The sequence below is a fragment of the Streptomyces sp. SAJ15 genome (genome assembly GCF_007595705.1).
In the GTDB taxonomy this organism is placed as follows: domain Bacteria; phylum Actinomycetota; class Actinomycetes; order Streptomycetales; family Streptomycetaceae; genus Streptomyces.
This window is the reverse complement of sequence record NZ_NISY01000002.1, coordinates 326,044-351,238: the sequence shown is the minus strand read 5'-3', so window position 1 is coordinate 351,238 and position 25,195 is coordinate 326,044. Positions and strand designations below refer to the sequence as shown.

Sequence of the window (25,195 nt, the reverse complement as noted above, 5' to 3'; positions counted from 1 at the left end):
CCGGGATGGCGGTGCCGGGGACTGCCGCCTCCGGACCGGTGTTACCCGAGGCGGAACGCGGCGGAGGGGGCTGGCCCGCGCCCGCCGGACGCGGGCCAGCCCCCTCCGTACCCGGGACTTGGGCCCCCGGGCCGGAGAAACCAGGCGCGGCGCCACCCGGCCGAGCCGGCGGCACCGAGCGCGGCGACACCGGGCGCACGGGATCGGTTGGTCCGGAGTCACCAGAGGCCGGCCGCGAGGGGGCGGCCGGGTCCGTGGCCTCCGTAGGCGATTCCGCCCCACCCGAACCAGCCCCACGGCGGGAACCAGCCCCACGGGGACCAGCCTCACCCGGTGCAGCCCCCCGCGCACCGCCCCCACCCGAATCAGCCGCGCCCGGATCGGCCGAACCCGGTGGGGCGCCACCCGGTGGGACACCACCCGGCCGAGGCGGCGGGACGGCGCCGGGCGGTACGGCGCGCGCCGGCGTGGGATGGGACGGTCCGGTGGGCCCGGAGGTGCCGGAGGTGGGACACGAAGGGCCGGTGCTGCCGTACGGGGGGTCGCCGTGGGAGGCGCTCTCGGGGGGACCGCTGCCGCGGTGGCGGCCGCCCTCCGGAAGTCCGCCACGTCGTGAGCCGCCGCCCTGACGCCCTTCGCCCTGCCGTCCGCCGTCGGGGGGCATCGCGCCCGGGGGGCCGGTTCCCTGCTGGCCGGTGGCCGTGGAGCCGGTGGGTCGCGCGGTGACGCCGTGGGGGCTGCCGCGCGGCGGGTCGACCGCGCGGAAGGCGGAGTAGAAGCGTTCGTCCAGTGTGTCGCCGAGCCGTGCGGGGCCCACGTCGCCCGCGTCGGTGTCGTACAACTCACGCCACCAGTCGTCCTCGTGGCCGCGCCGGTCCCCCTGCTGGGTCATAGGCTTAATTGTCCACAGAGCCGCCCATTCGGGAACAGCGCTCCGCCAGCACCACCCTCCTGCGGTACACGCCCGGCGGTGCGAGTATGTTGCGCCAAACGCGGGACATGCGGGGAGGGGATGTCACGTGCTCAGTGCCATTGGTCTGGACGAGGCGCAGGAATCTGCGTATCGCGCGCTGGTCGCGCTCGGTTCCGCCGAGGTCGCCGATCTGGCGGGTCGGCTCACCCTCCCGGAGGAGGAGGCCGTACGCGCTCTGCGCCGCCTGGAGCGCCAGGGGTTGGCCGCGCGGTCGCCGGCCCGGCCGGGTCGCTGGGTCGCGGCGCCACCGGGTGTGGCGCTGGGCGCGCTACTCAGCCGGCAGCGCCATGAGTTGGCGCGTGCGGAGCGGGCGGCGGCGCTGCTCGACAAGGAGTACCGCGCGGAGCTCGCCGGGACGGGTGGCCCGGAGGTGTTGGAGGTGGTGTCCGGCACCGGGCCCGTCGCGCAACGCTTCCGCCAACTCCGGCTGACGGCCGCCACGGAGGTGTGCAGCCTGGTCTCCGGGCGGGCGCCCGGGCCGCTGCCGCCCGTGACCGAGGGGGTAGCCCACCGGGCCGTCATCGAACGGGACGGCCTGGGCGACGCGATGGCGCCCGGCGGGCTGGACCGCGCCGGCGCGGGACACCGGCTGCGAGTCACCGACCGGGTGCCGACCGATCTGATGATCGCGGATCGTTCGCTCGCCCTCATTCCGCTGACCGACCGCGCCAGCGGCCCGGTGGCCCTCGTGGTGCACGCGAGCGGCCTGCTGGACGCTTTGGCGGCGCTCTTCGAGGCGGTCTGGCGGGAGGCCGTGCCGCTGCCCACCCTCACCGGTGCCGCGCCCGACCCGGACGCCGCCCGTCCGGACGCCACCGACCTGCGGATCCTCTCGCTGCTACTGATGGGGCTGACCGACGCCAGCACGGCCAAACAGTTGGACCTGGGGCTCCGCACCGTCCAACGCCGCGTCAAGCGCCTGATGGAGCTGGTGGGTGTGGCCACCCGACTCCAGCTCGGCTGGCACGCCTACGAACGCGGGTGGATCTCCCGCCCCGGTGAGGCCCCGAGGGAGCGCCCGGACACCGGTTGACGCGCGGCGCGGGCGGACACGACGCGGCCCGCCGCGCCGCGCCTCCCGAGGAACTGACGAGGCGCCGGCTCCCCGTACCGCCCCGCCCGCATCCGCTCCGACGGCGGTGGCCCTGAAGCCCCAGGCACCCGCGCGCCCGCGCTGGAGCCCGCCCGAGTGACCCGCGACGCGCGCGGCGCCCCCGCGCGGGCACCGGCGGCTTCCGGCAGGCTTGGGTCATGGGGACGTGGCAGCTGATCCTGTGCGGCCTGGTGATGCTGCTCGGCCTGATCGGAGTGGTCGTACCGGGCATCCCGGGGCCACCCATCGTGTGGGCGGCCGTGGCGTGGTGGGCGCTGACCGAGACCACCCGGCTCGCCTGGGGCGTGCTCGCGGTGGCGACCGCCGTGCTGTTGCTCAACCAGGCCGTGAAGTGGCTGCTGCCCGCCCGGCGGATGCACGGGGCGGGCATCACCCGGCGCACCTTCCTGCTGGCCGGGGTCGCCGGGATCGTCGGGTTCTTCGTCATCCCCCTGGTCGGCGCTCCGGTCGGCTTCGTCGCCGGGATCTACGGAGCGGAGCGGCAGCGGCTGGGCGGTCACGGCGAGGCGTGGGCCTCCACCCGGACGGTGATGCGGGCGATCGGCACCAGCGTGCTGGTGGAGCTCTGCGCCTGCCTCATCGTGGCGGGGGCCTGGCTGGGCGCCGTCATCCGTGGTTAGCGGCGGCGCCCGTGGGCGCCGCCGCGAGCCGTTTCCCTGGCGCGCCGGCCTCGACCCCGGCGGGCGCCCCCACCGCGCCCAGCGGCCGTCCCGACCGCGCCGGGCCGCCCTAGCCCCGGTAGCCCTCCAGCAGTCGCAGCCATACCTCGCTGATGGTCGGGTACGCCGGCACGGCGTGCCAGAGGCGCTCGACGGGGACCTCGCCGGCCACGGCCACCGTGGCGGAGTGCAGCAGCTCGCCGATCCCCGGGCCCACGAAGGTGGCGCCGACCAGGTGGCCGCGGTCCTCGTCGACGACGATGCGGGCCTGTCCGCGATAGCCGTCGGCGTACAGGCCGGCGCCCGCCACCTGGGCGAGGTCGTGGTCGACCACCCGCACCCGACGGCCCTGGCGCTCGGCCTCGGCGGCGGTGAGCCCGACGGAGGCCGCCTCGGGGTCGGTGAAGACCACCTGTGGGACGGCGGCGAGGTCGGCGGTGGCGGCGTGCGCGCCCCACCGACCGGTCTGCTCCTCCGCGCCGCGCGCCCGGGCGCCGATGGCCGCCCCCGCGATGCGGGCCTGGTACTTGCCCTGATGAGTCATCAGGGCCCGGTGGTTGACGTCTCCGGCGGCGTACAGCCAGCCGTCGCCGACCGCCCGTACGCGGCAGCTGTCGTCCACCTCCAGCCAGTCGCCCGGCGTCAGGCCGACGGTCTCCAGGCCGATGTCGTCGGTGCGGGGCGCGCGGCCGGTGGCGAAGAGCACCTCGTCGACCGCCAGCCGCCCGCCGTCGTCCAGGGTGAGGGTCACCGGCCCGTCCGCCGAGCCGTTCCGCCGCACCTCGGTCACGGAGGTGTGCGTCCTGACGTCGACGCCGGCCTCGGCGAGGGCCTCCGCGACCAGCCGCCCCGCGAAGGGCTCCATGCGGGGCAGCAGTCCGCCGCCCCGCACCAGCAGGGTCACGGCCGCGCCGAGGGCGCGCCAGGCGGTGGCCATCTCCACGGCGACCACACCGCCGCCGACCACCGCCAGCCGCTGCGGAACGGCCGGCGCGCTGGTGGCCTCGCGGCTGGTCCAGGGTCGGGCGGCGGCGAGGCCGGGCAGGTCGGGAACGGCGGCTCGGCTGCCGGTGCAGACCGCGACCGCGTGCCGCGCGGTCAGCTCGCGTCGCTCGCCGTCCGGCCCGTCCACCACGACCCGGCGCGGCCCGTCCAGCCGTCCGTGGCCGCGGACGAGGTCGATGCCGACCGACTCCAGCCAGGCGACCTGGCCGTCGTCCTTCCAGTGCGAGACGTACGCGTCCCGGTGGGCGAGCACGGCGGGCGTCTCCAACGGGCCGGCCACCAGCCCGCGCAGCCCGGGCACCCGCCGCGCGTCGGCCCGCGCGGTGACCGGCCGCAGCAGCGCCTTGCTGGGCATGCAGGCCCAGTACGAGCACTCACCCCCGACCAGTTCGCTCTCCACGATCACGGTCGTGAGCCCGGCCGCGCGGGTGCGGTCCGCCAGGTTCTCCCCGGTCGGTCCGGCCCCCAGCACCACGATGTCGTACGCATCGGCAGTCATGGTGGCCATCCTTCCCCGGAGCGGGGGCACCGGCCACACGGCACCGCCCCGGGGAGGGCGTGCGGAGCGGCGGCCGCCGGACGCGCCGACGGCCGCCGCTCCGGCGCGGGCTACCGCCCGCGTCCCTTGCGCTCCAACATGTGCCGGCCCAGTGCCTGCTTCTGCTTCCAGTCCCGCCGGATCTCGGCCCGCAGCCGGGCGTCCGTACGGGCGGCGAGCCGCTGGTTCTCCCGCAGCAGCTTGCGGTAGCTGTCCAGCCGGCGCTCCGGGAGGGTGCCGTCGGCGACGGCGGCGAGCACGGCGCAGCCGGGCTCGCCGTGGTGCGCGCAGTCGTGGAAGCGGCAGTCCTCGGCGAGCGCCTCGACCTCGGAGAACACCTGGGAGAGGCCCTCCTCGGCGTCCCAGAGTCCGACGCCGCGCAGCCCGGGAGTGTCGATGAGCACGCCACCCCAGGGCAACGGCAGCAGATCGCGCGTGGTGGTGGTGTGCCGGCCCTTGCCGTCGACGTCGCGGGTCGTCTGGACGTCCTGGACCACCTCGCCCAGCAGCGCGTTGGCGAGGGTGGACTTGCCCGCGCCCGACTGGCCGAGCAGCACGGAGGTGCCGGAGACCAGCTGGGCGGCGAGCACGTCGACGCCGTCGCCGGTCGCCGCGCTGACCGGCAGCACCTGGACACCCGGGGCCACCGTCTCGACATCCGAGACCAGGTGAGACAGCGTGTGGGGGTCGGGCACCAGGTCGGCCTTGGTCAGGACGACCAGCGGCTGGGCGCCGGACTCCCAGGCGAGGGCGAGGAACCGCTCGATCCGGCCGAGGTCGAGTTCGGCGGCGAGGGACACCGCGATCACCGCCTGGTCGACGTTGGCGGCCAGGATCTGGCCCTCGGAGCGCTTGGAGCTGGTGGAGCGCACGAAGGCGGTGCGGCGTGGCAGCAGGGCCCGTACACACCCCTGGTCGAGGTCGACGGCGGCGAAGTCGCCGGTGCACATGATGGCCAGCGGATCGCCGGTGGCGACCGGCGCGGCGTCGGCGCGCACGGTGCGGACGCCGGCGCCGTCGGGCACCACCAGATCGCACCGTCCGCGGTCGACGCGGACGATGCGCGCGGGCGTCAGGCTCCGGTCCCCTTCGACACAGTCGGCGAAGGACTCCGCGAAGCCCTGGTCCCAGCCGTAGCCGTGGAAGGGGTGCGCGGGAGTGAGATGAGACAGCAGCGGAAACAACGGGATCGACCCTTCGGAAGAGTGGTCCCGGGCCTCGGTCGGGCGCGCGCCTGTTCGCGCTGGGGCTCGACGGGGCGAGGCGTCAGTCGGGGACCACAGGAGTGGGAGAGGTGAGCTGGCGGGTGCGGGCGACACCCATGACGGCAACCGTCTTCGTCATCACGGTCTCCACCTCCCAGCGGTCCCGGAGCCGGCGTCGGCTCGCGTAGGGTCTCAGGTCCCGGCAGGCCACGTCGGCCTCGGACGGAGTCGACCGTAGCCGCCGCCGTCGGGTCGCGCTACTCCTTTTCCTGGCCGTGTCGCAGCCGCGAACGCAGGTCCTCCGGGGGCAGGAACTGGGCCCAGCGCTCGGGGAACTCCGAGGGCATGTCCTCCGGGCCGTACTCCTGCGCCCCGTGCAGCTCCGCCTCGACGCGCGCCCGCTCCCGCTCCAGTGCCGCCCGCTCCGCGCGGGCGGCGGCGGTGGCGACCGACGGCCAGACCCGGTCGATCGCGGCGTTGACCGCGGCGCCGACCAGCACCGCGAAGGCGGAGACGCCGATCCACAGCAGCACCGCGACGGGCGCGGCCAGGGAGCCGTAGATGGTCGGCCCCTCCACCGTGTGCGTGAGGTAGATGCGCAGCAGGAAGCTGCCCAGCACCCACATGGTGAGGGCGACCAGCGCGCCGGGGATGTCCTCCGGCCAGGGCGAGCGCACCGGCACCGACACGTGGTACAGCGTGGTCAGGAAGGCCACCGAGAGCAGGATGACGACGGGCCAGTAGAGCACCCGGACGAGGTCGGTGCTCCAGGGCACGATGTCGACCACCGTCTCCGGGCCGATGAGCATCAGTGGCAGCGCGATCGCGCCGACGACCAGGGCGACGAGGTAGAGCAGGAACGCCAGCAGCCGGGTCTTGACGATGCCGCGGCGGCCTTCGAGCCCGTACATGATGGTGATGGTGTCGACGAACACGTTGACCGCGCGGGAGCCGGACCACAGGGCGATGCCGAAGCCGAGCGAGATGACGTCGGGGCGACCGCCCTCGGTGACGTCGTCCAGCAGCGGCTTGGCGATCTCGTTGACGCCCTTGTCGGAGAGCACGGTGCCGGAGGCGTCGAGGATGTTCTGCCGCAGCGTGGCGACCATCTGGCTGTCGGTCCACGCGTCCACGTAGCCGATCAGACCGATCAGGCCCAGCAGCAGCGGGGGCAGCGACAGCAGGGTGAAGAAGGCGGCCTCGGCGGCGAGGCCGGTGACCCGGTACTCCACGCAGGAGTTCACGGTGTCCTTCAGCAGCAGCCACGCCATACGACGCTTCGACACGTTGCGGTAGAGGGCGCGGGCCCTGCGCAGGCGACTGGAGGGCCGCTCCGGCGCCGGTTCCGCTGGTGGTTCGTTTGCAGGCTGCACACTTCTAACCGTAGTCGTGCCCGCGCGCACCTTTTGACCACTACTGGCGTGGCGCCAGAAGGTGGGACTCCGCCGCCGCGTCGGCGACCGCCGCGGTGGTCCGCGGTCCGCCGGGCGGAGCAACAGGCCCACGGGAGACCACCGCAAACGATGGCGGAGAGTGATGCCGCGCCGACTCGGCACCACTCTCCGCGCTGACGTCCACTGTCCGTGTCCGGCGCACCTGTCCGCAAACGTTGCGACGCGTTGCAACGGATCCTGTCGATGGGCGGCACGGAGTGCCCCGTCGACGGCACCATGAGAGCGTGCATCCCAGAACAGCCGACCCCGTGTCCTTCCCTGCCCCGGCGCCCGCGCGTCCGATGATCGCGGCATCGTGGCTGCGGTCCCTGCGCCACGGCGTCGACCCCGACGTGGGGCGGCCGGCCCGCCCGCTCTCCACCGACCAGATCGTCACCCGCCGGCAGGGCTCGCCGCTGGCGGAGCTGATGCCGGTGGTCCGGGAGGGGCTGCGCGCGGTGCTGGAGGACGAGCGGCATGTGCTGCTGGTCACCGACGCCCAGGGCTGGGTGCTGTGGCAGGAGGGCAGCCGGCAGCTGCGACGCAGCGCGGAGCGGCTGGAGCTGGCGGAGGGGGCCTACTGGGGCGAGGAGTCGGCCGGCACCAACGGGATCGCGGCGGCGCTGGCGACCCGCCGCCCGGAGCGCGTTCACGCCGAGGAGCACTACGTCACGGCGCTGCGCACGCTGGACTGCGCGGCCGCGCCGCTGCACGACCCGCGGGACGGCAGGCTGCTGGGCGTGGTCAACGTGACCAGCCCGGCGTCGCTCGCCCACCCCTCGACGCTGGCGCTGGTCACCGCCATCACCCGGGTCGCCGAAGGAGAGCTGCGGGCCCGGCACTGGGAGTCGGTCAACCGGCTGCGGAGCATCGCGGCGCCCGTGCTCGCCCGGCTGGACGGCGCCGCGCTGGCGGTGGACGCGTCCGGCTGGCCGGCCGCGGCGACCGGCATGGTCCCGCCGGACCGGGTGCCGCTCCCCCGCTCCCCGCAGGCCGGGACGGTGTGGCTGCCGTCGCTGGGCTCGTGCACGATGGAGCCGCTGCCGGGCGGCTGGCTGGTGCGGGTGGGGACGCAGGGCCCGACGGCGCCCAGCCGGGTGGTGCTCGACGTGACGGGTGCCCGCTCGTGGACGGTCACCGTCGGCGGCGCGGTCGGCAGCTGGTCGCACGAGCTGAGCCCGCGCCACACCGAGCTGCTGCTGGTGCTCGCCCTGCACCCGGACGGGCGGAGCGCCGCCCAGCTGGCGCAGGACCTCTTCGGCGATCCGCGGCGGGTGGTCACGGTGCGGGCGGAGATGTCCCGGCTGCGCCGCACGGTCGGCGGCGTGCTGGCACACCGTCCGTACCGTTTCGCCGACAACGTGAGCGTGGAGGTGCTGCGGCCCGACCACCCGGCGGACCTGCTCCCCGCGTCCACGGCCCCGGCGGTGTTGGCGGCCCGGCGTGATTGGGTGGGGGCATGACGATCACCGTGACCACCTGGTCCCTGGAGCAGACCTCGCCCGAGGACCTCAGGCCCGCGCAGCGACCGCCGGAGTCCGCCGGGGTGCGCATCGTGCGGGCGGAGATACCCAGCCCCGAGCTCAGCCGCTTCCTGTACACGGCGGTGGGCTCGGACATCTCCTGGCATGACCGGCTGCCGTGGAGCCGGGAGCAGTGGCGGGAGGTGGTCGAGCGGCCCGCGGCGGAGACCTGGGTGGCGTACGAGCGCGGCACCCCGGCCGGCTATGTCGAGCTGGACCCGCAGGACGACGGCGTGGTGGAGATCGTGTACTTCGGTCTGCTGCCCGACTTCCGCGGCCGCCGCATCGGCGGACACCTGCTGAGCTTCGGCACCGCGCGCGCCTGGGACCTGGCCGAGCGGTGGCCCGACCGGGAGCCGACCAAGCGGGTGTGGCTGCACACCTGCAGCCTCGACGGCCCGCACGCGCTCGACAACTACCGGCGGCGCGGCTTCCGCCTCTTCGACACCAAGGTCGAGACCCAGCCCAGCCCGTGAGCGACGACACGCTGTCCCGAGATTCGGGACAGTGTTGTCCACATAATGGATGGCGGTGGACGCTCCGAAGAGGGCCGTGCCACGCTTCCGTCATGCAGCGAGCTGGAATTGCCTTGGTGAGTCGGCGACACGTCGACCTAGGCCGCATGTCCAGCGCCATCTGTCCGGCGCGCTGACCGTCCCGGCGCCGTCCCGCAGCTCAGCCTCGACACCGCCGCGATCTCCCAGCCTTCCTGCGCCCTTCAGGGCAGTTTCTCCCCCTTTCTCCCTTTTTCTCGCACGTGACACCCGCCCGTCGCGCCCTGCCGCGCGCTCCCCGAGCGGGTCACAGCCGCATCCGCAGGTCCCGGAGGACGTACCGCCATGGCCGACACCCCGAAGCCGTCTCCCGCCGCGTCCCGCCGCAAGGCGGGGCGCCACCGTGGCGAGGGTCAGTGGGCCGTCGGCCACTTCACCCCGCTCAACGCCAACGAGCAGTTCAAGAAGGACGATGACGGTCTCAATGTGCGGACACGCATTGAGACGATCTACGCGCACCGGGGCTTCGACTCCATCGACCCCGCCGATCTGCGCGGCCGGATGCGCTGGTGGGGGCTGTACACCCAGCGCAAGCCCGGCATCGACGGCGGCAAGACCGCGGTGTTGCCGCCGGAGGAGCTGGACGACGAGTACTTCATGCTCCGGGTGCGGATCGACGGCGGCCGGCTGACCACCCATCAGCTGCGGGTCATCGGCGAGATCTCCGAGGAGTTCGCGCGCGGCACCGCGGACATCACCGACCGGCAGAACGTGCAGTACCACTGGATCCGGATCGAGGACGTGCCGGAGATCTGGCGCCGGCTGGAGGCGGTGGGCCTGTCCACCACCGAGGCCTGCGGCGACACCCCCCGGGTGGTCCTGGGCTCCCCGGTGGCCGGGATCGCCGAGGACGAGATCATCGACGGCACCCCCGCCATCGAGGAGATCAACCGTCGCATCGTCGGCAACAGGGAGTTCTCCAACCTGCCGCGCAAGTTCAAGTCCGCGGTCTCCGGCTCGCCGCTGCTGGACGTGGCGCACGAGATCAACGACGTCGCCTTCGTCGGCGTGCGCCACCCCGAGCACGGCCCCGGCTTCGACGTCTGGGTGGGCGGCGGGCTCTCCACCAACCCCAAGCTCGGGGTCCGGCTGGGCGCCTGGGTGCCGCTGGAGGAGGTGCCGGACGTCTACGAGGGCATCATCTCGATCTTCCGCGACTACGGGTACCGGCGGCTGCGCAACCGCGCCCGGCTGAAGTTCCTGGTCGCCGACTGGGGCGCGGCCGAGTTCCGCCGGGTATTGGAGGAGGAGTACCTGTCGCGCCCGCTCGTCGACGGGCCGGCGCCGGAGCAGCCGGTGGCCCGCTGGCGCGACCACGTCGGCGTGCACCGACAGCGGGACGGCCGGTTCTACGTGGGCTTCGCGCCCCGGGTCGGGCGCGTCGACGGCGCCACCCTCACCAAGATCGCCGAGCTGGCGGCGGCGCACGGCTCGGACCGGCTGCGCACCACCGTCGAGCAGAAGATGATCGTGCTCGATGTCGCGCCGGACCGCGTCGAGTCGCTGGTGGCCGCGCTGGAGGCGCTGGATCTGCGGGTCACCCCGTCACCCTTCCGGCGCGGCACCATGGCCTGCACCGGGATCGAGTTCTGCAAGCTGGCCATCGTGGAGACGAAGGGGCGCGGCGCCTCGCTCATCGACGAGCTGGAACGGCGGCTGCCGGACTTCGACGAGCCGGTCACCATCAACATCAACGGCTGCCCGAACGCCTGCGCCCGTATCCAGGTGGCGGACATCGGTCTCAAGGGGCAGTTGGTCCTGGACGACGAGGGTCGCCAGGTCGAGGGGTACCAGGTACACCTGGGGGGCGCCCTCGGCCTGGATCCGGGCTTCGGCCGCAAGGTCCGCGGGCTGAAGGTCACCTCCGCCGAACTCCCCGACTACGTCGAGCGGGTGCTGCGCCGCTTCCAGGAGCAGCGGGCGGACGGCGAGCGGTTCGCCACCTGGGCGGCCCGCGCCTCCGAGGAGGATCTCGCATGAGCGCCGCGGACCCGGGCCGCCGACCCGCGGGGACGGACCACCGACGCGCGGCCAAGGACCACCGACCCGCGGTCGAGGGCCACGCCCGCGGCCCCGCCCCGAGGGTCGAGCCGCCGGCTGGCCAGGAGGCTTCATGAGCGAGCGCGCGGCCCCGTTCTACTGCCCGTACTGCGGCGACGAGGACCTGCGGCCGAGCGAGCAGGGCCATGGCGCCTGGGAATGCGCGGCGTGCAACCGGGCCTTCCAACTGAAGTTCCTCGGGCTGCTGACCCGTGGGCTTCGGCGCGACGACGGTGGAGAGGGTGCGACATGACGGACGGACCGGATACCGGAGAGCTGGCGACGCTGGCCGAGCGGGCGGGCCGGGAGTTGGAGGAGGCCCCGGCGCTGGACATCCTGCGCTGGGCGGCCGACACCTTCGGCCCCCGCTTCTGTGTGACCTCGTCGATGGAGGACGCGGTCGTGGCACACCTGGCCTCCCGCGCCTTCCCCGGCGTCGACGTCGTGTTCCTGGACACCGGCTACCACTTCCCGGAGACCATCGGCACCCGGGACGCGGTCGCCACGGTGCTCGATGTCAACGTGATCACACTCACCCCCCGACAGACCGTGGCCGAGCAGGACGCCGAGTACGGTCCGCGGCTGCACGAGCGCGACCCCGATCTGTGCTGCGCCCTGCGCAAGGTCGGGCCGTTGGAGGAGGGCCTGGCCGGGTATGACGCATGGGCCACCGGGCTGCGCCGGGACGAGGCGCCCACCCGGGCGGGCACCCCGGTCGTGGGCTGGGACGCCCGACGGGGCAAGGTCAAGGTCTCCCCGATAGCGCGGTGGACACAGGCCGATGTGGACGCGTACGTCGCCGAGCACGGCGTGCTCACCAACCCGCTGCTGATGGACGGATACGCCTCGGTGGGCTGTGCGCCGTGCACCCGGCGGGTGCTGCCGGGCGAGGACTCCCGCGCGGGCCGCTGGGCCGGCCGCGGAAAGATCGAATGCGGGCTGCACACATGACCGGACTCCAAGAATCCGGGGTCCGGACGGCGGCCCCTGACAGCGCACTGGGGGAGCCAGGGGTTGCCCCAGACAACCATTCCCCTGGTAGGACTCACAGGGGGCCTGGGGGCTATACCCCGGGGAGAAATGGCGGGAGAACTCACGTGACGGGCGCCACGATTTGGCTCACCGGTCTACCCAGCGCGGGCAAGACGACCATCGCGTACGCGCTGGCCGACCGGCTGCGCGACGAGGGGCATCGGGTGGAGGTGCTGGACGGCGACGAGATCCGCACCTTCCTCTCCGCGGGCCTCGGCTTCAGCCGCGACGACCGCGACACCAACGTCCAACGCATCGGCTTCGTGGCCGAGTTGCTGGCCAGCAACGGCGTCAAGACCCTGGTGCCGGTCATCGCCCCGTACGCGGACAGCCGCGAGGCGGTGCGCACGCGCCACCAGGCGGCGGGCACCGCGTATCTGGAGGTGCATGTGGCCACCCCGGTGGAGGTGTGCTCGGCGCGCGACGTCAAGGGGCTGTACGCCAAGCAGGCGGCCGGCGAGATCTCCGGGCTGACGGGCGTCGACGATCCGTATGAGCCGCCCCAGGCCCCGGACCTGCGCATCGAGTCGCAGCACCAGACCGTGGCGGAATCGGCGGACGCGCTGCACGCGCTGCTGACGGAGAGGGGCCTGGCATGAGCCTGTTGAGTCTGACCAACGAGGGCGCCGACACCCCGTACGCGCTGTCGCACCTGGACGCCCTGGAGTCCGAGGCGGTGCACATCTTCCGCGAGGTGGCGGGCGAGTTCGAGCGGCCGGTGATCCTGTTCTCCGGCGGCAAGGACTCCATCGTCATGCTGCACCTGGCGCTCAAGGCGTTCGCCCCGGCGCCGCTGCCCTTCTCGCTGCTGCACGTGGACACCGGGCACAACTTCCCCGAGGTGCTGGCCTACCGCGACCGGACGGTCGCCGAGCACGGACTGCGGCTGCACGTCGCCTCCGTGCAGGAGTTCATCGACGACGGCCGGCTGCGCGAGCGCCCCGACGGCACCCGCAACCCGCTGCAGACCGTCCCGCTGCTGGACGCCATCGAGAAGAACCGGTTCGACGCCGTCTTCGGCGGCGGGCGCCGCGACGAGGAGAAGGCGCGCGCCAAGGAGCGGGTGTTCTCGCTGCGCGACGAGTTCGGCGGCTGGGACCCACGGCGGCAGCGCCCCGAGCTGTGGCAGCTGTACAACGGCCGGCACTCCCCCGGCGAGCACGTCCGGGTCTTCCCGCTGTCCAACTGGACCGAGCTGGACGTGTGGCAGTACATCGGCCGCGAGAAGATCGAACTCCCGGGGATCTACTACGCGCACGAGCGCGAGGTGTTCTCCCGCGGCGGCATGTGGCTGGCGCCGGGCGAGTGGGGCGGCCCCAAGGAGGGCGAGCGGGTGGAGACCCGGCTGGTCCGCTACCGCACCGTCGGCGACATGTCCTGCACCGGCGCCGTCGAGTCCGACGCCGTGACCATCGAGCAGGTCATCGAGGAGATCGCCGCCTCCCGGCTGACCGAGCGGGGCGCCACCCGCGCGGACGACAAGCTCTCCGAGGCCGCCATGGAGGACCGCAAGCGCGAGGGGTACTTCTAAGCATGAACACGAGCACCATCACCACCGCCGAGGCCAACGCCACCTCGCTGCTGCGGTTCGCCACCGCCGGATCGGTCGACGACGGCAAGTCCACGCTGGTGGGCCGGCTGCTGCACGACTCCAAGTCCGTGCTGGCCGACCAGTTGGAGGCCGTCGAGCACGCCTCGCGCCGCCGCGGCGCCGCCGCGCCGGACCTCGCGCTGCTCACCGACGGTCTGCGCGCCGAGCGCGAGCAGGGCATCACCATCGACGTGGCCTACCGGTACTTCGCCACCCCCCGGCGGCGGTTCATCCTGGCCGACACCCCGGGCCATGTGCAGTACACCCGCAACATGGTCACCGGCGCCTCCACCGCCGAACTCGCCGTGGTGCTGGTGGACGCCCGCAACGGCGTGGTCGAGCAGACCCGCCGGCACGCCGCCGTCGCCGCGCTGCTGCGCGTTCCGCACGTCGTCCTGGCGGTCAACAAGATGGACCTGGTCGACTACGCCGAGCCGGTCTTCGCCGCCATCGCCGAGGAGTTCACCGGATACGCCGCCTCGCTGGGCATACCGGAGGTCACCGCCATCCCGATCTCCGCCCTGGCCGGGGACAACGTGGTGACCGCCTCCGCGAACATGGACTGGTACGGCGGGCCGACCGTCCTGGAGCACCTGGAGACGGTCCCGGTGGGCGCGGACCCCTCGGCCGACCCGGCCCGCTTCCCGGTCCAGTACGTCATCCGTCCGCAGACCGCCGAACACCCCGACTACCGCGGATACGCGGGCCAGATCGCCTCCGGCGTGCTGCGCACCGGCGACGCGGTCACCGTGCTGCCCTCGGGCCGCACCAGCACCATCGTGGGCATCGACGCGCTCGGTCAGGCGGTGGACGTGGCCTGGGCCCCGCAGTCGGTGACGCTGCGGCTCGCCGACGACCTCGACATCTCCCGCGGCGACCTGATCGCCCCCGGCGCGCAGGCGCCCGCCACCACCCGGGACGTCGAGGCCACCGTCTGCCATCTGCACGACCGGCCGCTGCGGGTCGGCGACCGGGTGCTGCTCAAGCACACCACCCGCACCGTGAAGGCGATCGTCAAGGACATCCCCTCCCGGCTCACCCTGGACGACCTCTCCCAGCACCCGGCGCCCGGCGAGCTCGGCGCCAACGACATCGGCCGGGTGACGGTGCGCACCGCCGAGCCGCTGGCCCTGGACGCGTACGCGGACTCCCGGCGCACCGGGTCCTTCCTCCTGATCGACCCGGCCGACGGGACCACCCGTACCGCCGGCATGGCGGGCGACTCCTTCGCCACCCCCACCGTCGAGGACGCCGCGCGGCCCGACGAAGGGTGGGACTTCTGACATGACCGGTGATGTGTTCGCCACGTTCGCCAAGGAGGGCGGCCGCGTCGGCAGCGGCACGCTCGGCAGCGGCCAGGGAGGGGTGGGCCGATGTGGGCGCTGACGCGTCCGCATCCCCAGCCCACGACACCCGCTCCCCGCTCCGCGCTCCGAGAGGAACCCCTCCCGTGCTGTCTGCCGCATCCTCCGTCACTGGTCCCCGTTTCCGTCGACGACGACTGATCGCGGCCGCGGCCGTCGTTCCGCTGCTCCTGGGCGCCCTCGGCGCCTGCGGCTACGGCTCCCAGAAGGACGACAACGACCGGGCCGTGCCCGCCGCCAAGGGCGAGAAGATCGACGGCCTGGACAAGGTGAGGATCGGCTACTTCGCCAACCTCACCCACGCCACCGCCCTGGTCGGCCTCAAGGAGGGCGGTCTGATCCAGAAGGAGCTGGGCGGCACCCGGATCCAGCCCTTCACCTTCAACGCCGGGCCGTCGGAGATCGAGGCGCTCAACGCCAACTCCCTCGACATCGGCTGGATCGGCCCGTCCCCGGCCATCAACGGCTATGTGAAGTCCCACGGCGAGAACCTCAGGATCATCTCGGGGTCCGCCTCCGGCGGCGTCAAGCTGGTGGTCAACCCCGACAAGATCAAGTCCCTGGACGACGTCAAGGGCAAGAAGATCGCCACCCCGCAGCACGGCAACACCCAGGACGTGGCGTTCCTGAACTGGATCGCCGAGCAGGGCTGGGACGTCGACGCGCAGAGCGGCAAGGGCGACGTGTCGGTGGTCCGCACCGACAACAAGATCACCCCGGACGCCTACAGGTCCGGCGCCATCGACGGCGCGTGGGTGCCCGAGCCCACCGCCTCCAAGCTCGTCGCCGAGGGCGGCAAGGTGCTGCTGGACGAGGCCACGCTGTGGCCGAACGAGAAGTTCGTCATCACCAACGTCATCGTGCGGCAGGGATTCCTCAAGGAGCACCCGGACGTCGTCGAGGCCGTGCTGCGCGGGTCGGTGAAGACCAACCAGTGGATCAAGGACAACCCGGACCGGGCCAAGCGGGAGGCCAACGCGGCGCTGGAGGACCTGAGCGGCAAGCCGCTGCCCGCCGAGGTGATCGACCCCGCGTGGAAGTCCATCGAGGTCATCGACGACCCGCTGGCCGCGACGCTGGACACCGAGGCCGAGCACGCGGTGCAGGCCGGGCTGCTGGAGGAGCCCGACCTGAAGGGGATCTACGACCTGCGGCCGCTGAACAAGGTCCTCAAGGCCGAGGGCAAGCCCCCCGTCTCCGCCGCCGGCCTCGGCGAACAGTAGCCGGCCCGTCCTCCCCTCACGTACGCAACCGGAGGTGACCGGATGTCATCGGCCCTGACCCCCGAGAAGACCCACACGGCGCGTGCCGGCGCACAGGCCGTCGCCCCGGCCGCGACCGGCGGCCCCGCCGTCCGACTCGACCACGTCCACAAGGCGTTCGGTCGCGCCGGGACCGCGCAGCCCGTCCTGGACGACATCAACCTGGAGGTGCGGCCGGGTGAGTTCGTCTGCCTCCTGGGCGCCTCCGGTTGCGGCAAGTCGACGCTGCTCAACCTGATCGCGGGGCTCGACGCGCCGTCCGCCGGGGAGATCGCGGTGCCCGGCGGCCGGCCGGCCCTGATGTTCCAGGAGCACGCGCTGTTCCCGTGGCTGACCGCGGGCAGGAACGTCGAACTGGCCCTGCGGCTGCGGGGCGTCCCCCGGGCGGAGCGCCGGGCCGAGGCCCAGCGGCTGCTGGAGCTGGTGCGGCTCGGCGACGCGTACCGCAAGCGGGTGCACGAGCTGTCCGGCGGCATGCGCCAGCGCGTGGCGATGGCCCGGGCGCTGGCACAGGACTCGGACGTCCTGCTGATGGACGAGCCGTTCGCGGCGCTGGACGCCATCACGCGCGATGTGCTGCACGGCGAGCTGACCCGGATCTGGAGCGAGACGGGCGTGTCGATCGTGTTCGTCACGCACAACGTCCGCGAGGCGGTGCGGCTCGCCCAGCGCGTGGTGCTGCTCTCCTCGCGCCCAGGAAGGGTCGTCCGCGAGTGGGCCGTGGACATCCCGCAGCCGCGCCGCATCGAGGACGCGGCCGTCGCGGACCTGTCCATAGAGATCACGGAACAACTGCGTGGGGAGATCCGCCGCCATGGCCAGCACTGAGACCGACGGCGGCGCCGCGCCGCACACGGTGCGGAAGCCCGGTCCGTCCGACCGGGCGGCGGCGCCCGGGTCGTCCGCCGGGCAGGACCTCGCGGGCCTGGAGGCCGGGCTGGACGCTCTGGACGCGGTCCAGGTCCGGCGGGCCTCGCTGGCGCAGGTCCTGGTCCAGAAGGTGCTCCCGCCCATCGTGGCCGTCGCCCTGGTGCTGGTGGTCTGGAAGGCGCTGGTCTGGGCGGAGGTCACCGACGACTACAAGCTGCCGGACCCCAAGCTGGTGTGGGAGGCGCTGCGCGAGCTGTGGCTCCGCGGCGAACTGTTCGACATCATCTGGACCAGCGTCTCGCGCGGGTTGTTCGGCTTCCTCATCGCGCTGGCGATCGCCACCCCGCTGGGGCTGGTCGTCGCCCGGGTGGCGTTCGTCCGGGCCGCGATCGGACCGATCCTGTCCGGACTCCAGTCGCTGCCGTCGGTCGCCTGGGTGCCGCCGGCGGTGATCTGGCTGGGGCTGAACGACTCGATGATGTACACCGTCATCCTGCTGGGCGCGGTGCCGTCCATCACCAACGGACTGGTCTCCGGCATCGACCAGGTGCCGCCGCTGTTCCTGCGGGCCGGGCGGACGCTGGGCGCGCGCGGGCTGCGCAGCGCGCGCCATGTGCTGCTGCCGGCCGCGCTCCCCGGTTACGTCGCCGGGCTCAAGCAGGGCTGGGCGTTCTCCTGGCGGTCGCTGATGGCGGCGGAGATCATCGCGGCCTCGCCCGACCTGGGGCTGGGACTCGGCCAGTACCTGGAGAACCAGCGGAACAACTCCGACATGGCGGGGGTGCTGCTCGCCATCACCCTCATCCTGTTCGTCGGCATCGCCATCGAGTTGCTGGTGTTCGCCCCCATCGAGCGCCGGGTGCTGCGCAGCCGCGGCCTGCTGGCCGCCGCCCGCTGAGGCCGCATCCCATGCGTCCCCGCCCCGCACCCCGTACCGCACCGGCCCCCGTGCTGCTGGTCATCGCGCACGGCAGCCGCGATCCCCGGCACGCGGCGACCGTCGCCGAGCTGTGCGCCCGGGTGCGGTGGCTGCGGCCGGGGCTGCGGGTGGAGGCCGCGTTCCTGGACTTCAACGCCCCGCGCGTGCCGGGGGTGCTGGCCGGGCTGGCGGCCGAGGGGGCGCGGGAGGTGGTGGCGCTGCCGCTGCTGCTCACCCGCGCCTTCCACGCGAAGGCCGACATCCCCGCGGTGCTGCGGGAGGCCACGGCGCGGCACCCGGGGCTGACGGTCCGTCGGGCCGGCGTGCTCGGACCGTCCCCGCTGTTGACCGCCGCACTGGAGCGGCGGTTGTACGAGGCCGGGCTGGACCCGGCCGACCGAGCCTCGACCGGGGTCGTCCTGGCCTCGGCGGGCTCCACCGACCCGGAGGCGAGCGCGGTGATCGCAGCAATCACGCGGGAGTGGCGGCACACCGGTTGGTGCGCCGTGCGGCCCGCGTTCGCCTCCGCATCCCTCCCCCGGACGGAGGACGCGGTGCGCGCGCTGCGCGCGGAGGGGGTGCGTCGCGTCGCGGTCGCGCCGTACGTCATCGCGCCCGGCCGGCTGCCGGACCGGATCGCCGCCGGCGCGCGGGAGGCGGGCGCCGACGTCCTGGCCGGGGTGCTGGGCCCCTCCCCCGAGCTGGCACGGCTGCTGCTCCAGCGCTACGACGACGCCGCGCGGCTCCGGGCCGAGCCGGCGCTCACCGCCTGACCCGCGACCGGCCGAGCCGGCACACACCGGCTGACCTGCGCGCTTACCCGCAGGTGGGTATCTGACTTTTTTGTGCGTACTTGATCAACTTTAGCCGTGCGACCAGCATCGGAGACGGTACGGAGCAACGACGACGCACAGCATGAGGAGCGGTCATGGCCAACGAAGAGCACACCCCGGTGACGGTCATCGGTCTGGGTCTGATGGGGACGGCGCTGGCCGACGCCTTCCTCGCGGCCGGCCACCCGACCACGGTGTGGAACCGGTCCCCCCACAAGGCCGACGCGTTGGTCGCCCGGGGCGCGACCCGCGCCGGGTCGGTCGCCGAGGCGGTCGCCGCCGGCCCGCTGGTGATCGTGTGCGTCCTGGACTACGACGCCGTGGACGAGGTGCTGGACGCGGTCTCCGGTGACGCGGCGGACGGCGCGCTGGCCGGCACGACGCTGGTGAACCTCACCAACGGCACGCCCCGGCAGGCCCGCGCCATGGCGGCCAGGGTCGCCGAGCGCGGCGGCGCGTACCTGGACGGCGGGATCATGGCGGTGCCGCAGGGCATCGCCACCCCGGCGGCGCTGCTGCTCTACAGCGGCGCGGAGGACGCCTTCCAGCGGTACGAGAAGGAGCTGTCCGTGCTGGGTGCGGCGGTGCACGTGAGCCCCGACCCGGGGCTGGCCTCGCTCCAGGACCTGGCCATGCTCAGCGCCATGTACGGCATGTTCGCGGGCTACTTCCAGGCCGTCGCCCTGGTGTCCACGGAGGGCGTTCCGGCGACCGGGTTCACCTCGCTGCTGGTCCCCTTCCTCAACGCCATGGTGGCCAACCTCCCGGAGAGCGCGCGGGAGATCGACAGCGGCGCGTACACCTCCCAGGGCAGCTCCCTGGAGATGCAGGTGAGCGCCTACCGCACCATGAGCCAGGTCGCCGCCGACCAGGGCATGGACGCGGAGCTGATCGCTCCCGTGCTGCGCCTGATCGAGCGACGGGTGGCCGACGGCTTCGGTCACCAGGGGCTGTCCAGCCTGGTGGAGCTGGTCAAGCCCACCGCGTGACGGGGCGGCGCGCCCGGCGCCGACGGACGCCGGGGGCGCGGCCCGCGCGGAGGCCGGGACGCCGGGTCGTCAGCTGAAGTCGAGGTCGCCGGTGCGGGTGCGCTTCAGCTCGAAGAACTTCGGGTAGCCGGCCAGCAGTCGGGCGCCCTCGAAGACGCGCAACGCGTCCTCCCCCCGCGGAACGGCGGTGAGGACGGGGCCGAAGAACGCGACCCCGTCGATGTGGATCGTCGGGGTGCCGACCTCCTCGCCGACCGGGTCCATGCCCTCGTGGTGGCTCTTGCGCAGCGCCTCGTCGTACGCGGTGTCGTGGGCCGCCTCGGCCAGTTCGGCCGGCAGTCCCACCTCGGCCAGGGCCTCCTTGATCACCACATCGGTGTCCTTGTTGCCCCCGTTGTGGATGCGGGTGCCGAGCGCCGTGTACAGGTCGCGCAGCACCTCCTCGCCGTGGTGCCGGGCGGCCGCGACGCACACCCGGACCGGCCCCCAGCCCTTCTCCAGCATGTCCTTGTAGCGCTGCGGGATGTCCTCGCGTCCCTCGTTCAGCACCGACAGGCTCATCACCCGGAACCGCAGCTCCAGCTCACGCTGCCGCTCCACCTCCAGGATCCAGCGCGAGCTGATCCAGGCGAAGGGGCAGGCGGGGTCGAAGTAGAAGTCGACCTTGGGAACGGTGTCGGTGGCGGCGGAGGTCTGGTGGATCGTCTGCTGCGTCGTCATGTGCATGAGCCTAGTCCGCCGGTGGCCTGCGGCTGAGGGCCGATCACCGCCCGATCCACCGGGCCACTCGCCCCGGGGGCGTGGGCCGCCGGGGTGGGCGGACGCGGCCGGCCGCCGCGCCCCGTGGGGGTGGGGTGCGACGGCCGGCCTGGTGCGCGGAGCGGGGTCTCGCGGTGGTGCCTACTCCACGACCTTGAGCAGCTTGTTCGGCGTGCCCTCACTCGGGTTGGAGATCTTGTCGGGGGTGGCGCCCTCGGTCAGCGCGGCCGCCACCTGGTCGGGCGTGGCGTCCGGGTGGCCCGCGAGGTAGACCGCCGCGGCACCCGCGACGTGCGGGGTGGCCATCGAGGTACCCGAGATGGTCTTGGTGCCCTCGTCACTGTCGTTCCAGGTCGAGGTGATCTCCGAGCCCGGGGCGTAGAGGTCCACGATCTGGCCGAAGTTGGAGAAGTCCGACTGCTGGTCGTCCTCGGTGCTGGAGGCGACGGTGATCGCCTCCTGGACGCGGGCCGGCGAGCCCTGGCCGGCGTCGGTGGACTCGTTGCCCGCGGCCACGGCGAAGGTGACGCCGGAGGCGATCGCCTTCTTCACCGCGGCGTCCAGCGCCTCGTCGGCGCCGCCGCCGAGGCTCATGTTGGCGACCGACGGGCCCTGGTGGTGCTCGGTCACCCAGTCGATACCCGCGACGACCTGCTCGGTGGTGCCGGACCCCTGGTCGTCGAGGACCCGGACCGCGACGATCTTCGCCTTCTTGGCGACACCGTGCTGAGCGCCGGCGATGGTGCCCGCGACATGGGTGCCGTGGCCCTGGCCGTCGTTGGCGTCGTCGTCGTTGTCGATGGCGTCGAAGCCGGAGACCGCGCGGCCCTCGAAGTCCTTGTGGGTCACGCGCACGCCGGTGTCGATGACGTACGCGGTGACGCCCTCACCGCCGTTGTCGGGGTAGGTGTACTTCTGGTCGCCCGCGGTGTCGGCCTGGTCGACGCGGTCCAGGCCCCACGACGGCGGGTTCTCCTGGGTGGCCTCGATGCTGAACCGCTGGTTCTGGACGACCTTGGCGACCGACGGGTCGGCGGCCAGGCGCTTGGCCTCGGTCTCCGTCAGTCCCTTGGCCGAGAAGCCGTTGACCGCGGAGTCGTAGCTGCGGCTCAGGGTGCCGCCGTACTCCTCGGCCAGGTCCTCGCCCTCGGAGGCGGCCTTGATGCTCTTGCCGCCCTTCAGCAGCACGATGTAGCTGCCGTCGACGGCGTCCTTGGACTCGGTGCCGTACACCGTGCCCTCGGCGGGCGTCGACGCGCCGGCCGGAAGGGCGACGAAGGCGCCCGCGGTCACCGCGGCGGCCGCGGCTATGCCCAGGGCGATCTTCCGCTTGCCGACACGCTTGTGTGTGGCCATGACGAGGTTCCTCCTCGTGAGGTTGTGGGGGGAAGTCGAGCCGCGACCGTATCGAGACGTCGCAACTCCACCCGGAACGCAAGGAGTTCCGCTCCGGATTGACTCGAAACCCTGTCCGATGAGCGGCCCCGATTTCAAGCTCCGGGACGACTCCTGGGGCCGGTGTGACATACGCAACGTCCTTGCGAATCAACGAAGTCCACCGAACGCGGGCAAAGCGGCAGGGGTCCGCGGCGCTCCCACCCTGACGATGCGCTCGGCCGCGCCGCTCATCCTCGGGGCCGTAATCCGATTGCGGTCCACTCGTCGGAGTCGTACGGTCCACTCGTCGCGTGGCGCTCCCCGCCGCGCGTCCAGTCGCGCTTCCGCGCCCCTGCCGACAAGCCGGCGAGGGCGGTTCGGCGCACGTACGGGAGGAGTTCACCGATGGGCGGCAGTCCCGGCATCGGCGTCTTCACCCGGTTCCCCACCCACGGCCTCGCCGGGGTGGCGCGTGCGTGCGCCTTTCTTCCGTCGACCCGCCGCCCGCGGCGTGGCCCGGTGCCCTGGCCGGCCCGGACCCGCCCAGTCATCCCCTGAGCCGCCGAGCCGCCAGGGCCCCCGTCCGTCCAGGAATCACTCGTTCCGGACGGGTGGCGAGGCCCGACCCACGCCGTTCCGTGCCCTGACACGGCGCCCCGACGCGACGCGCGGGCCCGTGCCGTCACGCCGTTCCGCGCCGCGTTCGCGCCGCCACCCGTCCGGCTCCGAAAGGACCGCCGGCCGTGGCCCGCATCCAGCACGACACCACCCGGAACACCCCCGATCGACACCCCGCCGGGGAGCCCCGTCGCGCCGAGCGCGACCGCGCCCGGCGCACGCTCTCCCAGAACTTCCTGGTCGACCCCCGCGTCGTGGAACGCCTGGTGCGCCTCGCGCGCCCTCGCCCCACCGATCTGCTCATCGAGGTGGGCGCGGGGCGCGGCGTGCTCACCGAGGCGCTCGCGCCGCACTGCCGCACCCTGGTGGCCTACGAGGTCGACCACCATCTCATCGACGGACTGCGGACGCGGCTGCGGCCGTATCCGCAGGTGCGGGTGGTGCGACAGGACTTCCTCACCGCCGTCGCCCCCGACACCCCGTTCGCGGTGGTGGCCAACGTGCCCTACGCCCGCACCTCCGAGGTCGTCCGGTGGTGTCTGCGGGCCCCCCGCTTGACCTCGGCGACCCTGCTCACGCAGTGGGAGTACGCCCGCAAGCGCTCGGGCGACTACGGCCGTTGGTCCCTGCTGACCGTGCGGAGCTGGCCGGAGGTCGAGTGGCGGCTGTGCGGCCGGGTGGCGCGCACCGCCTTCCGACCGGTGCCGCGCGTGGACGGTGGCCTGTTGCGGCTGACCCGGCGACCGGAGCCGCTGCTCGGCACGTCGACGGACCGGGCGGCGTACGCGCGCCTGGTCGACCTCGGCTTCTCCGGGGTCGGCGGCAGTCTGCACGCCTCGCTGCGGCGCGCCTGCCCGACCCGGAGGCTGGACGATGCGTTCCACCGGGCGGGGCTGCGCCGCGATGTGGTGGTGGCGCAGGTGACGCCCGATCAGTGGCTCACGCTGTACCGCGCGGTGTCGCGCCGCTGAGGGAACCCGTCCGGCGGGTCGGCACATCTCCTGGGGCGGGGCGACGCGGGGGCGCTCCCGCCCTCGGGAGGGAAAACGCATGAAGAGGCGGATCCTGTTGCGCGGGGCCGTGGCCGGGGCGGCCGCGGTACCGGTGGGAAGCTGGCTCGGCGGCGCCGCGAACGCCGCTCCGGTCGACTTCCCGGTGGCGATCTGCGAGCAGCACTCCAACCGGTTCCTGGTCTACGACCGCACGGAGCGGTGGAACAACTCGACCGTCGACTGGGTCTTCGACCCGGGCGACGGCCGCACCGGCTGGGACAACCCGTTCGAGATCCGGTTCCGCGACACCCGGCGGTACGGCACGCTCGTGCTGATGACCGCGGGCCGGCCGGGCAACGGCCGGGCCGGGATCGTCCGGTTCGGCCGCTGGGGCAGCCGGCTCGGCCACGGCGACCTGCTGTGGGAGGCGCCCGTCAGCAGCTATCCGCACAGCATCGAGCGGGTGCCGGACAGACTCGCCGTGGTCGTCGCGGGGTCACGCGGCGCGCTGCACGTCTTCGGCCCCAAGAGCAGCGACGTGGGCACGCTCCGGGAGGTGCAGACGCTTCACGCCCGCGACCTGGGCGCGCTGAAGGAGCCGCACGGGGTGCTGTGGGACGACCGGCTCAAGCTGCTGTGGGTGATCGGCGGCCCGATCCTGCGCAGCTACGAGGTCGTGGGCAGCCTGCGCGCCTGTCGGCTGCGCAAGGTGGGCCGGGACATCGACCTGCGCAGGGGGGTGCCGGAGGGCAAGCACCACGGCCACGATGTGCAGCCCGACTACGCCGACCCACGGCGTCTCCTGATCACCGACACCAACGGCGTGTACTGGGTGGACCGCAGGACCCGGGAGAAGGGGACGGTCTGGTACCGCCAGCCCGCCAGCAAGCTGGTCAAGTCGTATGTGATCCACGCGTCGGGCCAGGCGATGTGGACCCGGGACTCGAGCGGGACAAAAGACGATCGGTTCGGCGACGACACCGTGTACTTCTCCTCCGGCGGTCACCGGAGGAAGTCGAAGGCCCAGATCTACAAGGCGCGCATCGTGACGACCCGATTCCACTGAGCCGATCCCGGCGGCACCGATTCCACTGAGCCAATCCCGGCGGCCGGCGCCCGCCGTGCGCGGTGGTCCACGCGCGGCCGGTGCGCCCGCCGTCCTGGCTGCCGCCGGCGCCGGCGTGGGTGATGAAGGCGTCGGCCTGCCGGAGGATGCTCAGCTGCGGCACCCAGCGGTGGACCTCGATGTTGTCCGGGATCTCGCCGAGCTCCGCCGGGTCGACGTGCGCGCCGATCTGGAGCACCACGTGCCAGCCCGGCAGCCCGCCGAACGCCGCCACGCAGGCGCGGTAGAAGTCCGGCTCCCTGGTCCAGGTCGAGCCGAGCGAGATCAGCAGCACCTTGTCCTGGGCGGCCGCGGCGGGACGGCGCCACTCGGTCTCGTCCCGGGCGCCCTGGCAGGCGCCGACGAAGGTGTACACGGTCTCGTCGACGCGGTCGGCGTGCGACCGGAGGGCAAACAAGACGATACGTCTCGTGCAATCG

The 25,195-nt window shown here is 73.3% G+C and carries 23 protein-coding genes and 1 pseudogene; 18 read left to right on the top strand and 6 right to left on the bottom strand.

The features are described from left to right. Positions 1-1,019: 1,019 nt before the first annotated feature. Positions 1,020-2,006, top strand: coding sequence for a helix-turn-helix domain-containing protein (locus CD790_RS06925; RefSeq protein WP_144382150.1), 987 nt, complete (start codon positions 1,020-1,022; stop codon positions 2,004-2,006). 218 nt (positions 2,007-2,224) lie between these two features. Next, positions 2,225-2,707, top strand: a complete 483-nt coding sequence (locus CD790_RS06920) for a DUF456 domain-containing protein (RefSeq protein ID WP_144382149.1) — start codon at positions 2,225-2,227, stop codon at positions 2,705-2,707. Positions 2,708-2,816: 109 nt separating this feature from the next. On the opposite strand, the gene CD790_RS06915 is transcribed toward CD790_RS06920, so the two are convergent. The 3 genes from CD790_RS06915 to CD790_RS06905 form a co-directional block, all read right to left on the bottom strand. Continuing rightward, positions 2,817-4,250 (bottom strand): NAD(P)/FAD-dependent oxidoreductase, encoded by a 1,434-nt coding sequence (locus CD790_RS06915; protein WP_144382148.1) that lies wholly within the window; start codon positions 4,248-4,250, stop codon positions 2,817-2,819. Between the two features lie 110 nt (positions 4,251-4,360). Beyond that, entirely contained in the window at positions 4,361-5,479 is a 1,119-nt protein-coding gene (gene rsgA, locus CD790_RS06910) for a ribosome small subunit-dependent GTPase A (RefSeq protein WP_144382708.1), read from the bottom strand. Between the two features lie 272 nt (positions 5,480-5,751). After that, entirely contained in the window at positions 5,752-6,867 is a 1,116-nt protein-coding gene (locus CD790_RS06905; protein WP_144382147.1) for a YihY/virulence factor BrkB family protein, read from the bottom strand. A gap of 305 nt (positions 6,868-7,172) precedes the next feature. Between CD790_RS06905 and CD790_RS06900 the strand changes: the two genes are divergently transcribed. The 14 genes from CD790_RS06900 to CD790_RS06840 all read left to right on the top strand — a co-directional run bounded on the left by CD790_RS06900 (position 7,173) and on the right by CD790_RS06840 (position 19,904). Next, positions 7,173-8,390: a helix-turn-helix domain-containing protein gene (locus CD790_RS06900; protein ID WP_260867391.1), complete on the top strand. Its 1,218-nt coding sequence runs from the start codon at positions 7,173-7,175 to the stop codon at positions 8,388-8,390. After that, positions 8,387-8,926, top strand: coding sequence for a GNAT family N-acetyltransferase (locus tag CD790_RS06895; protein ID WP_144382146.1), 540 nt, complete (start codon positions 8,387-8,389; stop codon positions 8,924-8,926). The genes CD790_RS06900 and CD790_RS06895 overlap by 4 nt, the downstream gene beginning before the upstream one ends. 92 nt (positions 8,927-9,018) lie before the next feature. Then, positions 9,019-9,102: a putative leader peptide gene (locus CD790_RS36770; RefSeq protein ID WP_399217235.1), complete on the top strand. Its 84-nt coding sequence runs from the start codon at positions 9,019-9,021 to the stop codon at positions 9,100-9,102. Between the two features lie 187 nt (positions 9,103-9,289). Further along, positions 9,290-10,984, top strand: coding sequence for a nitrite/sulfite reductase (locus CD790_RS06890; protein ID WP_144382145.1), 1,695 nt, complete (start codon positions 9,290-9,292; stop codon positions 10,982-10,984). Between the two features lie 133 nt (positions 10,985-11,117). Continuing rightward, positions 11,118-11,297 (top strand): hypothetical protein, encoded by a 180-nt coding sequence (locus CD790_RS06885; RefSeq protein WP_144382144.1) that lies wholly within the window; start codon positions 11,118-11,120, stop codon positions 11,295-11,297. Continuing rightward, a complete protein-coding gene (locus tag CD790_RS06880; protein ID WP_144382143.1) occupies positions 11,294-11,995 on the top strand; it encodes a phosphoadenylyl-sulfate reductase in 702 nt (233 codons plus the stop codon). Before CD790_RS06885 ends, CD790_RS06880 begins: the two co-directional genes overlap by 4 nt. Positions 11,996-12,141: 146 nt before the next feature. Continuing rightward, complete coding sequence (cysC, locus tag CD790_RS06875; RefSeq protein ID WP_144382142.1) at positions 12,142-12,675, top strand: adenylyl-sulfate kinase; 534 nt, start codon at positions 12,142-12,144, stop codon at positions 12,673-12,675. Beyond that, a complete protein-coding gene (gene cysD / locus CD790_RS06870) occupies positions 12,672-13,607 on the top strand; it encodes a sulfate adenylyltransferase subunit CysD (RefSeq protein WP_144382141.1) in 936 nt (311 codons plus the stop codon). Before cysC ends, cysD begins: the two co-directional genes overlap by 4 nt. Positions 13,608-13,609: 2 nt before the next feature. Next, a complete protein-coding gene (locus tag CD790_RS06865) occupies positions 13,610-14,950 on the top strand; it encodes a sulfate adenylyltransferase subunit 1 (protein WP_144382140.1) in 1,341 nt (446 codons plus the stop codon). A gap of 167 nt (positions 14,951-15,117) precedes the next feature. Continuing rightward, complete coding sequence (locus CD790_RS06860) at positions 15,118-16,254, top strand: ABC transporter substrate-binding protein (protein ID WP_260867390.1); 1,137 nt, start codon at positions 15,118-15,120, stop codon at positions 16,252-16,254. A 42-nt stretch (positions 16,255-16,296) separates the two neighbouring features. Further along, positions 16,297-17,121 (top strand): ABC transporter ATP-binding protein, encoded by an 825-nt coding sequence (locus CD790_RS06855; RefSeq protein WP_144382139.1) that lies wholly within the window; start codon positions 16,297-16,299, stop codon positions 17,119-17,121. Continuing rightward, entirely contained in the window at positions 17,108-18,061 is a 954-nt protein-coding gene (locus CD790_RS06850; RefSeq protein ID WP_144382138.1) for an ABC transporter permease, read from the top strand. Before CD790_RS06855 ends, CD790_RS06850 begins: the two co-directional genes overlap by 14 nt. Positions 18,062-18,072: 11 nt before the next feature. Beyond that, complete coding sequence (locus CD790_RS06845) at positions 18,073-18,855, top strand: sirohydrochlorin chelatase (RefSeq protein ID WP_144382137.1); 783 nt, start codon at positions 18,073-18,075, stop codon at positions 18,853-18,855. A gap of 155 nt (positions 18,856-19,010) precedes the next feature. After that, the gene (locus tag CD790_RS06840; protein WP_144382136.1) at positions 19,011-19,904 is read left to right on the top strand and encodes an NAD(P)-dependent oxidoreductase; all 894 of its coding nucleotides are present in this window, start codon (positions 19,011-19,013) and stop codon (positions 19,902-19,904) included. A gap of 69 nt (positions 19,905-19,973) precedes the next feature. Here CD790_RS06840 and CD790_RS06835 read toward each other — a convergent pair whose 3' ends face one another. Both CD790_RS06835 and CD790_RS06830 read right to left on the bottom strand, forming a co-directional pair. Next, on the bottom strand, positions 19,974-20,624 hold the full coding sequence (locus tag CD790_RS06835) for a DsbA family protein (RefSeq protein ID WP_144382135.1): 651 nt from the start codon (positions 20,622-20,624) through the stop codon (positions 19,974-19,976). A 180-nt stretch (positions 20,625-20,804) separates the two neighbouring features. Next, complete coding sequence (locus tag CD790_RS06830) at positions 20,805-22,019, bottom strand: S8 family peptidase (RefSeq protein ID WP_144382134.1); 1,215 nt, start codon at positions 22,017-22,019, stop codon at positions 20,805-20,807. A gap of 875 nt (positions 22,020-22,894) precedes the next feature. On the opposite strand from CD790_RS06830, the gene erm reads away from it, so the two are divergent. Both erm and CD790_RS06820 read left to right on the top strand, forming a co-directional pair. Beyond that, a complete protein-coding gene (gene erm, locus CD790_RS06825) occupies positions 22,895-23,629 on the top strand; it encodes an ErmE/ErmH/ErmO/ErmR family 23S rRNA (adenine(2058)-N(6))-methyltransferase (protein ID WP_399217234.1) in 735 nt (244 codons plus the stop codon). Between the two features lie 79 nt (positions 23,630-23,708). After that, positions 23,709-24,716 (top strand): hypothetical protein, encoded by a 1,008-nt coding sequence (locus tag CD790_RS06820; RefSeq protein WP_144382132.1) that lies wholly within the window; start codon positions 23,709-23,711, stop codon positions 24,714-24,716. On the opposite strand, the pseudogene CD790_RS06815 reads toward CD790_RS06820, so the two are convergent. Then, positions 24,685-25,185, bottom strand: a pseudogene (locus CD790_RS06815) (glycosyl transferase); the annotation flags it as partial. The gene CD790_RS06820 and the pseudogene CD790_RS06815 sit on opposite strands and share 32 nt — an antisense overlap. Positions 25,186-25,195 lie beyond the last annotated feature (10 nt).

Coding starts and splice junctions, on each gene's coding strand:
- CD790_RS06830 (WP_144382134.1), bottom strand. CDS start 22,019: ATGGCCACACACAAGCGTGTCGGCAAGCGGAAGATCGCCCTGGGCATA.
- CD790_RS06840 (WP_144382136.1), top strand. CDS start 19,011: ATGGCCAACGAAGAGCACACCCCGGTGACGGTCATCGGTCTGGGTCTG.
- CD790_RS06885 (WP_144382144.1), top strand. CDS start 11,118: ATGAGCGAGCGCGCGGCCCCGTTCTACTGCCCGTACTGCGGCGACGAG.
- CD790_RS06845 (WP_144382137.1), top strand. CDS start 18,073: ATGCGTCCCCGCCCCGCACCCCGTACCGCACCGGCCCCCGTGCTGCTG.
- CD790_RS06855 (WP_144382139.1), top strand. CDS start 16,297: ATGTCATCGGCCCTGACCCCCGAGAAGACCCACACGGCGCGTGCCGGC.
- CD790_RS06895 (WP_144382146.1), top strand. CDS start 8,387: ATGACGATCACCGTGACCACCTGGTCCCTGGAGCAGACCTCGCCCGAG.
- CD790_RS36770 (WP_399217235.1), top strand. CDS start 9,019: ATGCAGCGAGCTGGAATTGCCTTGGTGAGTCGGCGACACGTCGACCTA.
- CD790_RS06820 (WP_144382132.1), top strand. CDS start 23,709: ATGAAGAGGCGGATCCTGTTGCGCGGGGCCGTGGCCGGGGCGGCCGCG.
- CD790_RS06865 (WP_144382140.1), top strand. CDS start 13,610: ATGAACACGAGCACCATCACCACCGCCGAGGCCAACGCCACCTCGCTG.
- CD790_RS06850 (WP_144382138.1), top strand. CDS start 17,108: ATGGCCAGCACTGAGACCGACGGCGGCGCCGCGCCGCACACGGTGCGG.
- CD790_RS06920 (WP_144382149.1), top strand. CDS start 2,225: ATGGGGACGTGGCAGCTGATCCTGTGCGGCCTGGTGATGCTGCTCGGC.
- CD790_RS06890 (WP_144382145.1), top strand. CDS start 9,290: ATGGCCGACACCCCGAAGCCGTCTCCCGCCGCGTCCCGCCGCAAGGCG.
- cysD (WP_144382141.1), top strand. CDS start 12,672: ATGAGCCTGTTGAGTCTGACCAACGAGGGCGCCGACACCCCGTACGCG.
- CD790_RS06880 (WP_144382143.1), top strand. CDS start 11,294: ATGACGGACGGACCGGATACCGGAGAGCTGGCGACGCTGGCCGAGCGG.
- CD790_RS06835 (WP_144382135.1), bottom strand. CDS start 20,624: ATGACGACGCAGCAGACGATCCACCAGACCTCCGCCGCCACCGACACC.
- CD790_RS06915 (WP_144382148.1), bottom strand. CDS start 4,250: ATGACTGCCGATGCGTACGACATCGTGGTGCTGGGGGCCGGACCGACC.